Source organism: Microlunatus parietis, from assembly GCF_013407955.1.
GTDB lineage: Bacteria > Actinomycetota > Actinomycetes > Propionibacteriales > Propionibacteriaceae > Microlunatus > Microlunatus parietis.
The window spans coordinates 7,063,873-7,076,545 of record NZ_JACCBU010000001.1 but is presented as its reverse complement, the minus strand read 5'-3'; the positions used below and the strand labels follow the sequence as shown (position 1 = coordinate 7,076,545).

Below are 12,673 nucleotides of genomic sequence, written 5' to 3'. Positions count from 1 at the left end.
TCCGCCCGTGAAGGACCCGCATCGATGAAAGGACAGGCAACGATGCCCCACCCCATGATCAGCTTGATCGTCCCGGTCAAGGACCCGGGCGACGCGATCAACCGGCTGGTCGACTCGGCCGACGAGCAGACACTGCCGGCGGCCGCCTTCGAACTGGTGCTGGTCGACCATGGTTCGGACCGGCCGACCCTGGACCGGCTGGAGCACCTCCGGCGGCGCCGGCCCAACGTCACGGTGGCCGTACTGCCCGCCGGCAGCACCGTGGCCGACGCGGTCAACCACGGGATCGACCTCGCCGCGGGCACCTTCGTGCTGCCGGTCGGCCAGGGCGAGCTGCTCTTCCCCGCCGGGCTGGAGAAGCTCACCGCGTTCGCGGCCGAGCACGGCTGCGACCTGGCCGTCGGCCGCGGGGTCGGGCCGGCCCGGCCGTCGATCGACCAGACGCTGACCACCGCCGACGCGCCGCGGCTGGCCCCGCACCTCCGGCTGGCCGCGACCAGTCACCCGTTCGTCGCGTACCGGCGAGAGTTCCTGAACCAGCACGGACTCCGCTACCGGACCGGCCGCGCGCTGCTGGACCGGACCTTCCACGCCGAGTGCCTGGCCCACACCGCTGCCGTCGGTGTCTTCGCCGGCTACCCGCTGGCCCGCGGCCACGGGCTCGCCGAGGCCTATCCGATCCGCGACTCCGAGTCGAGCCGGGCCCAGTGGTGGGAAGACGTCCAGGGCGCGCTGGACCGGACCGCCGACGCCGGGGCCCGCGCCGTCTTCCTCGCCGCCGAGGTCGCGGCGGCCGTGGTCTGGCTCGGCCTGCCGGCAGACACGAGGCTGCGGCCGATGGTCCAGGACGCCGTCCGCTGCGAGGTCGCGGCCGAGCTGGACCCGCTGCTCGCGCCGGTCCCCCGGCTGGTCGCCGACGATCTCCGGGAGGGACGCTGGGACGAGGCCGCGCGGGTGCTGGCCGGCTTCACCGGTCTGCGGGCGGTCGCCGAGTCGAGCGCGGCGCACTGGACCGACGGTGCGCTCCAGGTCGAGCTGACCGGCCGGATCGAGACACCGGCGTCGCTGGACCTGCGGAACCTCACGTACCAACGGATGTTCGCCGAGACCAAGATCATTCTCGGCGTCCGGAACCGGCTCACGGCACCCCTGCACTGCGTACCGACCGAGAGCTTCTGGTCGGTCGACACCGAGGCGGACCGGCCCGGCCTCCGGTTCACCGCGCGGGCCCGGCTCGACCCGGACCGGATCCACCACGGCGGGCCGCTGCCCGGCGGCACCTGGCAGGTGGCCTGCTACGTCCCCGGCCTCAGCCTCGACACCGCGCCGGTGCTGCCGGTGCCGCTGGCCGGCACCCCGACGACGATCCTGGACCACCGGCTGATCGCCGTCGTCGGCGGCACCGACGAGACGCTGCACTTCGACGTCGGCGGTACGACCTCCAGCGGCCTGTCCGGGCTGCGGCCGGAGCACACCGAACTGATCGAGACGCCGGCCGGCTCGCGCCTGACGATCACCCTGCCCGACGTGCGCGCGGACCGGCAGACCGTGCTGCAGGGCGCGATCCGGTTCGGCCGGCTCAGCTTCCCGGCCCGGCTGTCCGGCGGCCCGGACGGCTCCCGTGTCGAGTGCTTCGCCAGCGGACTCTCCGGCGACTACCCGATCTCGATGACGTTCGGCGACGGCCGCCCGACCCCGACCGGCCTGACCCTCCGGATCGAGCACGCCGGCGCCATGATCATCCTCCCCGCCTAACCCTCCGCCGACCAGTCACAAAAGCAGCGCTTTTGGCGGCGTGTCGCTGCGTAGTTGACCGGTCGATTCGGGAGGGAGAGGGGGCGGAAGGATTTCTGGGACCCGTGTCGGCCGCGGGTTTCGCCGGCCGCTCCCGACCCCGGGCCGTGCTCCCGACTCCGTCCGTGCTCCCGACCTGCTCGCCCTCCGACCCGCGCCATCCTTCCGGCCCTGCCCGTCTTCCGACCCCGCGCCGCGCTCCCCGACCCGCGCCGTGCTCCCGACCTGCTCGCCCTCCGACCCGCGCCATCCTTCCGGCCCTACCCGGCTCCGGACCCCGCGCCGCGCTCCCCGACCCCGGCCGTGCTCCCGACCTGCTCGCCTTCCGACCCGCGCCATCCTTCCGGCCCTGCCCGTCTTCCGACCCCGCGCCGTGCTCCTGACCCCGCGCGGTGCTCCCGAACCCGCGCTATCCGAGCCGCGGGAGGCGCCGAACGGAAAGGGCAGCGATTCCTGACGGTGACCAGCCCTTCGGGTCCGCTCGGCGACACCGCTCTGCGTGCAGGGTCCGGCCGTGGCGGTTCGATCCGGGGTTGCGTGCGCCAGGCCCGTCGGTCGGTGCGGGCGGGAGGATTCCCGGGGGACGCCTGCCCGACGCGCTTCGCCGGGAAAGTCCCGGTAGCCCGTCCGTGTCGACCAGCTCCCTCACTCGGCGTGCTCCCGGCCCTCCCGATGCTCGGCGGGCTTCAACCACTCAGCGCGTGGCGTGCTCTCGGTGCTGCGCCGCTCCCGTTGAGATCTCGAGCTGCGCCGAGCGGACGGAAACGGCGCGGAATCTTGACGCGGATCAGCCCATGGGGTCCACTCGGCGGGGTCAGCGAGGCGGCTCGGTGGGTCGGGGGGCGTTGGGTCAGGGGGCGGTCGCGGTTTCGCGGGCGAATTGGATTCCCCAGTCCTGGCGGACCCGGTCGGCCAGCACTCGGCGTACGTCAGCGGCAGCGAGGGACCGGTCGATGCCGGCCAGCAGGTCGAGCACGTCGGATTCCAGGACCCGGTGCGGCGGGAAGACGCCGAAGCGGTCCATCAGTTCCTGCGGCACCGGCTGCGGGTCGGGCTTCCGGTACTCGGCGAGGATCTCGTCGTAATGATCATGAAGCGTGGTGTCGGCCGGGTCCAGGCCGAACACCAGCAACAGGCCGGTCGGGCGGGTCGCCACGGGGACCACGATCAGGTCGGGCCGGTAGCGTTCCAGGACGGCCAGGATCGGGTAGACGTCGCCGGTCCAGGAGCCGCGCTGCAGGTTCCGGGAGGCGGCCTCCGGCGTCTTCGGCAAGATGTCGTCCAGCACGATCAGCGAGTGTGGCGTCGAGTGCCGCTCCACGTTCATGAAGTCGCGCAGCGCGAACTCGAACAGGTGCAGCCCGTCGATGAAGGCCAGGTCGATCCGCTGCCCGCCGGTCGGCCGCAGCGGGTCGGGGCGGGCGAAGTAGTCGTCGCTCGACGTACGGAACAGCGCGACCGAGTGATCAAGTTCGGCGGTGATCGCATAGTCGGGGTCGATCCCGACCGCGCGACATCGGGCCAGCGCCAGGCTGGTCCCGCTGCGGACCCCGATCTCCAGGTAGGTCTCCGGGTGCAGCCGCTGGTGCAGTTCAGCCAGGAACGACAGGTAGTGCATGGGCGGAGTTCTCCTTGATCAGCTTCATCGCTCGAAGGAAGACGGGGTCGGGAAATAGCTCTCCAGGAAGCCGCCGACCAGCTGGTCGACCTCCTCCTCGCGCTCGTCGGTGACGCCGACATCGTTGATGCAGAACGTCTGGTAGCGGCGGGTCCGCAGCACCCCGGCGAGCTGGGCGGCGATCTGCGGCTTCCACAGCGCCAGGTAGCGGTTGCCGATCACGGCCGGCATGGCGCGGCCGGTGGCGAAGCCGTAATGGTGGCCGAAGAACGCGATCGGGCGCAGGTCCTGCCGGGACCGGAACCGGCTGGCGGCGCAGGCGGCGAACTGCTCGCCGTACTTCTCCTCCAGCTCATACAGTACGGAGCGCCGCGCTGGGTGCGGTGTGTGCATCATCCCCTGGTGCACGGTCTTGCCGAACTCGGCCTCGAGCAGCCGGATCGCGTTGCGGTCGGCGATCAGGTACTCCTCGGCCTGATCATGGATCAGGTTGGCCGAGATGGCGTGGTTGGCCGGGAAGAACTTGGTCGCGCCGCCGGCCCAGAAGAAGTCCCGCCAGGAGCAGGGCCGGCCCAGGAACACGTCGTCGTTGAAGTACACGAAGTGTTCGGCCAGCCCGTCGATGTGGTGCAGCTGGGTCTCGATCGAGCTCGAGTTGAACGTCGGCAGTACGTCCCGGTCGGCGTAGATGTCGGAGTGCGACACGACCTTCAACTGCGGATGATCAAGGTTCAGCCAGGCCGGCGTCTGATCCATGGTGACCAGGTAGACGTTGCGGACGAACGGTGCGAACATCTCGATCGACCGGAGTGAATAGCGCAGTTCGTCCCGGTTCCGGAACCGTTCGGCATGATCGGCCCGACCCTCGCCGACGGTGATCTTGGAACCGTCCGGCAGGTGCTGGTTCTTGATCATCCGCCAGGCCGGGTCCTGATCATCGACCCAGGTGTAGACGATGTCGATCGGGAAGTCGCGGGCGTGCAGGTCCGGCAGCGGGTCGACATCGACAAGATCGGGGGCCCGGGTCGCCGGGTCGGTCACCCCGAGCACCTGGTCCAGTTCGCGCCACCGCATCGAGGTCGCCACCTCGTTGGGCCGCGGCGCCACCGCGTACGGCTCCGAACGGAAAGACCGCTCCGGCGAACCCCAGAAGTCGATCTCGATCACCGTGAACAGCCCCTCGGGCCGCTTTGCTGCTGCGGCACCGGTCGGCTGCTCCAGCAGCCACAGGTCGAACCGGTTGAACCGGCGCCGCCGGAAGATCTTCGTGATCATGGTCAGCGGCAGGTGCGGCTGATGGCCCTCCTGGAACAGCACCGGCATGTCCGGCGTGGTCTGCTCGAGCAGCGCCAGCAGTGCGTCCGCGTCCTGCTCCCGCAGGTGCAGCCGGTGCCGCCATTCGCGGTCGCTCGCCCCGCTGGTGTACGGAATCCGGCGCTCGGCCAGCCGGTCCAGCAGAGCCGCCCAGAACGCGTCCCGGCGCGGCCCGGACACCACCTCGATCTCGGCCGGCGTCGCCCGCGGCGCCGTGAACAGTTCGCCGTCCATCACGCGGCGGTGCAGCTTCCGTACCGCACGGTAGGCGGTCGGGTACACCCGCTGCGTCCGCACCTCGGCCAGCAGCCGACTCAGCTGGGACACCGGTCGCCGCTCCTTCCGCACCGTTCACGCACCCGTCATCGCCTGGTCATCGCAGTGTCGCCCGCGATCCGCGCGCCATGATAGTGCCGAACCGATCCCGCCGCCGGGACCACGGCTCTGAACGCGCACTGAGCCTGTCGAAGTGCCAAGTCCGATCGGGCCTTGCCCCCTTCGACAGGCTCAGGACATGCTTCGACAGGCTCAGGGAACGTCGTTCACCGCGACCGAACGGCCGGTCCGGGCGGCTTCCAGGACGGCCTCGGCGGCGGCGACCACCCGAGCTCCCTCGGCCAGGGTCACCACGTCAGAACCCTCGCCCGCGACGGCACTCCGGAACGCCTCCAACTCGACCGCCAGCGGCTCCTGCCGGTCGGTCTCCAGCACGGTCCGTTCGCCGCCGTCGCCGTGCCGCGTCAGTTCGCCGGTCAGCGTGTTCGCGACGTAGGCGCCCCCGGTTCCGGTGACCACGGTGCAGCGCTCCTTGAGCGGCGACAGCCAGCTGACCAGGTGGCTGGTGACGGTGCCGTCGGCGAGCCTGCCGGTGATCGTGACCAGATCCTCGTGCTCGCGGCCGCCCGGTCGGGCCGACCGCGCGCTCAGCTCGGCGAACGGCTGCCCGGTCAGCCACGCGGTCAGGTGCAGGTCGTGGGTGGCCAGGTCCAGCACCACGCCGACGTCGGAGATCCGGTTCGGGAACGGACCGATCCGCCGGCTCGCCACCGAATACACGTCGCCCAGCTCGCCGTCGGCGATCCGCCGCCGGAGCGCCCGGGTCGCCGGGTTGTAGCGCTCGATGTGCCCGACGCAGCCCAGCAGGCCGCGGGACTCGAACGTGTCGGCCAACTCCCGTGCCTCGGCCGCCGACCCGGCCAGCGGCTTCTCGATCAGGGCCGGTACGCCCGCGTCGGCGAGCTCACGGCCGATGGCGAGGTGCGTGCTGGTCGGCGCGGCGACCACCGCCAGTTCGATGCCGTACGCGAGCGCCTCCGAAACAGTCCCTACCACCGGCGCGGGCGCCGATCCGGGATCGCCGGACGGGCGCACGATCGCGACCAGGTCGACGCCGGACAGGCCGGCCAGCACCCGGGCGTGGTTGCGCCCCATCGAGCCGTACCCGATCACGGCGGCCCGCAGCGCGGCCGTCACGCCCGCTCCTGACACAGCGCCGGCCGCCCGGGTTCCCGCAGGTTGCGGCAGCAGTCCACCGGGCACTCGTACCAGCCGGGGTGTCCGGCGGCGACCGGCCGGTCGGGATCCTCGCCCCGGGCCGCGGCGGCCCGTTCCACCATCAGATCGACCAGCCCGGCCACGAACGCGGCATGCACACCGGCCGTCGCGGCGCGGGCGAAGCCCAGGCCGAGCTTCTCGGCGGTCGCGGCGGCCTCGGTGTCCAGGTCGTAGATCACCTCCATGTGATCGGAGATGAACCCGATCGGCACCGCGACCACGGAGGTCACGCCCTGGCCGGCCAACTCGGTCAGCCGGTCGTTGATGTCGGGCTCCAGCCACGGCTGGCTCGGCGGCCCGGACCGGGAGCAGTACGTCAGCTCGGCGGTGAACGAGCGGCCGGTCCGCTGCTCCACCCGCCGGGTCACCTCGGCCAGCACGGTGCGGTGCCACTCCTCGTACCCGCCGTCGCCGCTGGCCTCGGCCATCGCGGTCGGGATCGAGTGGGTGACGAAGATCAACTGTGGGTCCGCGGTCTCGTCGAGTCGGCCCAAGGCCTCGATCACGGCATCCACCGAGGCCTCGACGAAGCCCGGATGGTTGGCGTAATGACGCAGCCGATCGATCGTGATCTTGGTGCCGGCGGCGTCGTACAGGTTCTCCCGGTACTGCCGGCAGGACGAATAGGACGGGTAGGCGCTGGTGATCACCGCCAGCACGCGCCGGTGGCCGGCCGCCTCGAGCTCGGCGACCGCATCGGTGAGGTACGGATCCCAGTTGCGGTTGCCCCAGGCGAGGGGCAGGCTGATCCCGCGCCGGTCGAACTCGGCCGACAGCGCGGCGAGCAAGGCCCGGCACTGATCATTGATCGGGCTGCGACCGCCGAACAGGGAGTAGTGCTCGCCGACCTCGGCCAGCCGTTCATCGGGAATGCCCCGGCCACGGGTCACGTTCCGCAGGAACGGTACGACGTCGGCGGCGGCTTCCGGCCCGCCGAACGACACCAGCAGGACGGCGTCGTACGGACTCAGGTCGGGGACTGCGGCAGAACCACTCACCTGCTGATCTTTGCAAACCGGCAGCAGGCCGGGCGAGGGAGGGACGTGTGACGTCGGCGACGACTGGACCGGACGCACCGGTGCGGACCGGCTTCGGCGGCTACCGGAGACTGCTGTCGGACCGGGCCGCGCTCGGCTTCACCCTGGCCGGGTTCGTCGCCCGGCTGCCGGTGTCGATGACCGGGCTCAGCATCGTGCTGCTGATCTCGCTGCTGACCGGCTCGTACGGGCAGGCCGGCATCGTGACCGCCTGCGCCACCCTGGTCGGTGCCGTCGCCGCGCCGTGGTGGGGCCGCCGGATCGATCGGATCGGGCAGGGCCGGTCGCTCGTGATCGCCGCCTTGATCTGCAACCTCAGCCTGGCCCTGCTGTTGATCACCGTCATGCTCCGGCTGCCGCTGTGGGTCACCTGTCTGGCCGCGGTCGGGGTCGGCCTCGGCTTTCCGTCGGCCGGCTCGGCGGTCCGGGCGCGCTGGACGTACCGGCTGCGGAACTCGCCACTGCTGAGCACCGCGTTCGCGTTCGAGGCGGTGGTCGACGAGGTGGTGTTCATCGTCGGACCGGTGCTGGCGACGTTCCTGGCCACCGCTGTGCATCCGGCGCTCGGCCTGACCGCCTGCGTCGTGCTCGGCCTGGCCGGCGCGATCACCCTGGCGGCGCAGCGCGGCACCGAACCGCCGGCCGCTGATCCGTCGGACCAGGTCGGTCCGCGGCCGCGGTTGTCGGCGGCTCGGCTGGTGCCGATCGTGCTCGGCTGCGCGGCGCTCGGCATGTTGTTCGGCGGCATGGAGGTCCTGATCGTCGCGTTCGCGGAGTCGGCCGGCGTGCTGGCGTTCGCCGGGTTGATCATGATGGCCTGGTCGTCCGGGTCACTGATCTCCGGCGTGATCACCGGGACGATCGTCTGGCGGGTCAGCCCGGCGCGCCGGTTCCGGGTCGGCGCCGTCCTGCTCGCCGCTTCGATGGTCCCGCTGATCTTCGTCCAGCAGCCGCTGGTCGTCGCGCTGCTGCTGGTGCTGAGCGGCCTGGCCATCGCACCGACCTTGATCGCCACGGTCGCCGTCACCCAGGAGGCGGTGCCGGCGACCCGGCTCACCGAGGCACTCGGCTGGACCTCGACCGGGATGGCCGCGGGCGTCGCGGCGGGCGCCGCGGGCCTGGGGCAGCTGATCGACCATTTCGGGGCATCGGCCGGTTTCTGGGGCGCCGTCGGGATCGGCGTCCTGCTGGTCCTCGCGGCGCTCTTCGTCCGGGACGCCCCGGCGGTGATCAACTCGAGCATGATCAACGAGACCAGCGCAGTTCCGGATCCCAGCGCAGCTGCACCCCGGCCTGACTCAGCCGGCGCTGCAGATCGGTGATCCGGGCCGGGTCGTCGACGACCTGGTGCGGCTCGAGTTTCTCGTCCAGGCAGTACGCGATCGTCTCGCCGGCCGCCTCGCCGACGCTCCACTCGACCGGGTGCAGCCGGTAGCAGCCGTTGGTGATCTGGGTGGTGCCGAGGTTCTTCGCCGCTGCCAGCAGGTTGCGCACCCGGCGCGGCACCAGGGCGCCGAGCGGGATCTCGAACGGCTGCGGCAGCCCGCCGGGATAGTGGTGGCCGCCGGTGGTCGGATGCCGGTCGATCCAGAAGTAGTGGCCGACGCCGACCGAGTCCGGGTAGTTCGCCGCGCCGCGATCGCCGCGCAACGCCACCGAGACGTCCTGCTCGACGATCGTGATGCGGGCCAGCAGCCGCCGTGATTCCCGGATGTACGGATACATGGCGAAGCCATCCTCGGTGCCGGCGACGTCCGGCCGCAGCCGCAGCCCCGGGAACCCGGTGCCGCCGTCCTCCCGCGGCGCCTCCGTCTGCAGCCAGTAGAGCAACGATCGGCTGAGTTCCTTGCAATCCCGCCAGTGATCATCGGCGTCCGGCACCCCGAACAGCGGACCGCCGGTGTAGTCGTTCGCCGGCCAGTTCACGACCACCAGGTCACTGGCCAGGAAGCCCGGCCGGAACTGGTTCCGGGCGGCGATCCGCCGATAGGTCCACAGTTCCGGCGTCGGCGGCATGTTGCGATGATCAAGATCGACTTCGGCCGGATCGTCGTCCGGGTTGGGAATCAGGCGGTTGGTCGGGCGGGGCCGGCCGTTCCGGTCGAGTTTCCGGGCGAAGGTGAGCATCGGTTGTCCCCCGCCGGAATGATCTTGCAGCGCCTTCATCCGGTCGTAGCCGACGGGCCGGTCGATCGTATGGTCCTCGCCGGCCCGATGATCAAGGATGAAGCACCAGGTGGCGCCCTGCATGTCGGTCGGATCGGCCGTCTCAGCAGCACCCGGCTCGCCGGTCTGGGCCCGCGACTCGCGGCCGGACACGTGCTCCACCCCGCCCAGAGCGAGCAGATCGCCGAGCTCGGTCGCGTCGAGGACGTACGGAGCGGTCAGATCGAGCCGGCGATCGCCGGCCACCTCGCGGACGGTGACGCCGTCGATCCGGTCGCCGGTGCTGCTGACCGCGACCGGCTCGTACCCGATCAGGACGGTCAGCCGGCCCGCCGTCCGGTACGGCTGCAGCAGCGAGTCGATCACCGCGACCGCGACCCGCGGCTCCACGCTGACCGGGGACACCCAGGCGGCGCCGGGGTTGAGGTAGGGGTCGGCCCGGGCCCGCTCGGTCAGCGGGTAGTGCCGCCGGTAGTAGTCCCGCAGCCCGTCCCGGAGTTCGCGGTAGCTGCGGTTCGCCCCCGTACGCTCGATGAACAGGTGCTCGTCCAGGGGCACCAGCTGGCTGGTCAGCTGCCCGCCGAGCCAGCGGGTCGGTTCGGTCAGGATCACCCGCAGGCCGCGCCGCAGCGCCGCCAGGGCCGCGGACACGCCGCCGAGGCCGCCTCCGATGATCAACAGGTCAACGCCGGCCTCGCCCATGACTCCCCCTTCGGAGATCTCCGAAACTCCACTCAGAACTTTCGGCGATAGTATCGGGAACGCTAATTGTCCCAGCAAGGAGGTCAGGATGACCAAGCCGACCAAACGGCGCCGCGGACCGTCCCTGGCCGAGGTCGCCGAGCTCGCCGGCGTCTCCATCTCCACGGTCTCCAAGGTCGCCAACAACAGCCCGGACGTGGCCGAGCAGACCCGGACCAAGGTGGCCGGGATCCTGTCCGAGCAGCGCTACGTCGCCCCTCGGCAGCGCCGCGCCGGCGGCCCGCGGATCGGCCTGCTGGTCCGCTCGATGCGGCTGCCCAACACCATCGAACCGCTGCGCGGCGCGATGGAGCGGGCCGCCGTCGCCGGAATGCCGCTGGAGGTGCTGCTCTACCGTCCGAGGCCGGGCTGGATCGACGACCTGCAGGCGCACGGCATCCGGGGTCTCGTCGCGATCAGTTCGGTGCTCGACGCCGAGGAGCGGGAGCAGCTCGCCGAGGCCGGCATCGCGCTGGTCGTGGTGAACCCGCTCGGGCCGCCGCACGTCGGCCACCACAGCGTCGGCGCGACCGACTGGGCCGGCGGCTACGCAGCCGCGGATCACCTGCTGGGCTTGGGACATCGCCGGTTCGGTGTGCTGCGCGGCGACGACCGCTCGATGGTGTCGCAGTCTCGCGCCTCCGGCAATCTGGCCGCCCTGACCGCGGCCGACATCGAGCCGGAGTCGATCATGACCGAACCCGGCGACTTCACCTTCGAGGCCGGCCTGGACGCCGCGCTCAGGCTGCTCGCCCGGCCGGACCGGCCGACCGCGATCTGCGCCGCCAGCGACTTCCAGGCCCTGGGGGTGATCGAGGCGGCCCGCCAGCTCGGCCTGCGGGTGCCGGACGACGTCAGCGCGGTCGGCTTCGACGATCTGGTCCTGGCGTCGATGAGCAGTCCCCCACTGACCACGGTCCGGCAGCCGCTGGACCAGCTCGGCGCGGTCGCGGTCGGCATGCTGACCGACCTGATCGCCGGCGTTGAACCCGAGTCGCACCACCTCGAGCTGGCCACCTCGCTGGTGGTCCGGTCCTCGACGGCCGCACCGTCCAAGGTTCGAAAACGTATCTAGAATTCTCTGGACATTCCCGAGAATCAAAGCCTAGGCTCGATCCTGCGGGCGGGCGATGTCGCCCCACTTCCTCCCCGCTTCTTCGAACCTGGAGATGCGATGAAGCGCGCAATGATGCGGAACCTGCTCGCGGCCGGTGCCCTGGCGACCTTCGCCCTGGCCACCGCCTGCAGCGGCCCGCAGCCCGAACCGTCCGGCCCGGTCCAGCTGCGGATGGCCATCTGGAGCGCCAACGAGGGCCACCTGGACCTGTTCGAGTCGATCGCCGCCGACTACGTCGCCGAGCACGGCGGCCAGGTCTCCGGCGTCACGTTCGAGACTCTCACCGGCACCAGCTACATCAGCGCCCTGACCACCCAGATCGCCGGCGGCAACTCGCCGGACCTGGCCTGGGTGCAGGAGACCAACGCGGGCGAGTTCGTCGGCGGCGGCGTCCTGCACGACCTCGCCCCGACGCTGGCGGAGACGCCCGACTACGACCTGCCGGATGTGCTGCCGGCGGCGCTCGACCTGTGGCGAAAGGGCGACGCGGTCTACGCCTATCCCTTCTCCAACAGCCCGTTCGGGATGTACGCCAACCTCGACCTGCTGCAGGCGGCCGGCCAGCCGACCCCGGACGAGTTGATCAAGTCCGGCGACTGGAACTGGGACAAGGTCGCCGAGATCGCGGCCGCGACGGCGCAGCAGACCGGCAAGGGCGGGCTGACCGTGCCGTGGGAGACCTGGGACCAGCTCGCGCCCTGGTGGGCCGGCTGGGGCGCCGCCGGCTGGAGCGCGGACGGCGCGACCTGCACCTTCACATCGCCGGAGATGAAGGAGTTCTTCGGCTGGCTGCACCGCGGCACCTACCAGACCGGCGCCATGATCAAACCCGGCGACAGCCTCCCGTTCGCCGGCGGCGAGGCCGCCTTCTCGGTCGGCCAGCTCAGCATGTCCGGCAGCCTGGACGGGTTCGCGTGGGACTTCGTCCCGTTGCCGGCCGGGCCGAAGGCGACCGTCAACATGGTCGGCCAGGCCGGGGTCGGCGTGATCGCCCGCGGACCGAACCCGGACCGGGCGGCCGACTTCCTGGCCTACTTCACCGACAAGACCCAGGGCGCCCAGCTCGCCACCTTCTTCCCGCCGCCGCGGACCTCGCTGCTCACCGTCGACACCTTCAAGAAGGCGGCGCCCAAGCTGTCCGAGCAGCAGATCCAGCGGACCATCCTGGACGTGGTGCCGAAGGCCACGACGAAGCCCGGCCACCCGCGGTTCAGCCAGTTCACCGACCTGGTGAAGAAGGATCTCGACGTCGCGTTCGCCCCCGACGGCGACATCGGCGCGGCGCTGGATCAGGTCTGCACCGATCTCCAGCCGCTGCTGCAGACCAACTGA

General features: G+C 71.3%; 9 protein-coding genes. 4 read left to right on the top strand and 5 right to left on the bottom strand.

The window, feature by feature from the left end; translation table 11 throughout:
* Positions 1-54: 54 nt before the first annotated feature.
* The gene (locus BKA15_RS33895) at positions 55-1,755 is read left to right on the top strand and encodes a glycosyltransferase (RefSeq protein ID WP_179758015.1); all 1,701 of its coding nucleotides are present in this window, start codon (positions 55-57) and stop codon (positions 1,753-1,755) included.
* An 889-nt stretch (positions 1,756-2,644) separates the two neighbouring features.
* On the opposite strand, the gene BKA15_RS33890 is transcribed toward BKA15_RS33895, so the two are convergent.
* The 4 genes from BKA15_RS33890 to BKA15_RS33875 form a co-directional block, all read right to left on the bottom strand.
* On the bottom strand, positions 2,645-3,412 hold the full coding sequence (locus BKA15_RS33890) for a class I SAM-dependent methyltransferase (protein ID WP_179758014.1): 768 nt from the start codon (positions 3,410-3,412) through the stop codon (positions 2,645-2,647).
* Positions 3,413-3,436: 24 nt separating this feature from the next.
* The gene (locus tag BKA15_RS33885; RefSeq protein ID WP_179758013.1) at positions 3,437-5,053 is read right to left on the bottom strand and encodes a stealth family protein; all 1,617 of its coding nucleotides are present in this window, start codon (positions 5,051-5,053) and stop codon (positions 3,437-3,439) included.
* A gap of 201 nt (positions 5,054-5,254) precedes the next feature.
* A complete protein-coding gene (locus tag BKA15_RS33880; protein WP_179758012.1) occupies positions 5,255-6,199 on the bottom strand; it encodes a Gfo/Idh/MocA family protein in 945 nt (314 codons plus the stop codon).
* Complete coding sequence (locus BKA15_RS33875) at positions 6,196-7,278, bottom strand: ferrochelatase (RefSeq protein WP_312879640.1); 1,083 nt, start codon at positions 7,276-7,278, stop codon at positions 6,196-6,198. Before BKA15_RS33875 ends, BKA15_RS33880 begins: the two co-directional genes overlap by 4 nt.
* 47 nt (positions 7,279-7,325) lie before the next feature.
* On the opposite strand from BKA15_RS33875, the gene BKA15_RS33870 reads away from it, so the two are divergent.
* Positions 7,326-8,639 (top strand): MFS transporter, encoded by a 1,314-nt coding sequence (locus BKA15_RS33870; protein WP_179758011.1) that lies wholly within the window; start codon positions 7,326-7,328, stop codon positions 8,637-8,639.
* On the opposite strand, the gene BKA15_RS33865 is transcribed toward BKA15_RS33870, so the two are convergent.
* Entirely contained in the window at positions 8,563-10,185 is a 1,623-nt protein-coding gene (locus BKA15_RS33865) for an FAD-dependent oxidoreductase (RefSeq protein WP_179758010.1), read from the bottom strand. The genes BKA15_RS33870 and BKA15_RS33865 overlap by 77 nt on opposite strands.
* Before the next feature lie 88 nt (positions 10,186-10,273).
* Between BKA15_RS33865 and BKA15_RS33860 the strand changes: the two genes are divergently transcribed.
* Together BKA15_RS33860 and BKA15_RS33855 are read left to right on the top strand one after the other, a co-directional pair.
* On the top strand, positions 10,274-11,299 hold the full coding sequence (locus tag BKA15_RS33860) for a LacI family DNA-binding transcriptional regulator (protein WP_179758009.1): 1,026 nt from the start codon (positions 10,274-10,276) through the stop codon (positions 11,297-11,299).
* 99 nt (positions 11,300-11,398) lie between these two features.
* Positions 11,399-12,673 carry an ABC transporter substrate-binding protein gene (locus BKA15_RS33855; protein WP_179758008.1) on the top strand — a complete coding sequence of 425 codons (1,275 nt, stop codon included), beginning with the start codon at positions 11,399-11,401 and terminating at the stop codon, positions 12,671-12,673.

What these genes read in the sequence shown, in the direction of transcription:
- BKA15_RS33855 (WP_179758008.1), top strand. Translation starts at nt 11,399, where the DNA reads ATGAAGCGCGCAATGATGCGGAACCTGCTCGCGGCCGGTGCCCTGGCG.
- BKA15_RS33890 (WP_179758014.1), bottom strand. Translation starts at nt 3,412, where the DNA reads ATGCACTACCTGTCGTTCCTGGCTGAACTGCACCAGCGGCTGCACCCG.
- BKA15_RS33860 (WP_179758009.1), top strand. Translation starts at nt 10,274, where the DNA reads ATGACCAAGCCGACCAAACGGCGCCGCGGACCGTCCCTGGCCGAGGTC.
- BKA15_RS33895 (WP_179758015.1), top strand. Translation starts at nt 55, where the DNA reads ATGATCAGCTTGATCGTCCCGGTCAAGGACCCGGGCGACGCGATCAAC.
- BKA15_RS33865 (WP_179758010.1), bottom strand. Translation starts at nt 10,185, where the DNA reads ATGGGCGAGGCCGGCGTTGACCTGTTGATCATCGGAGGCGGCCTCGGC.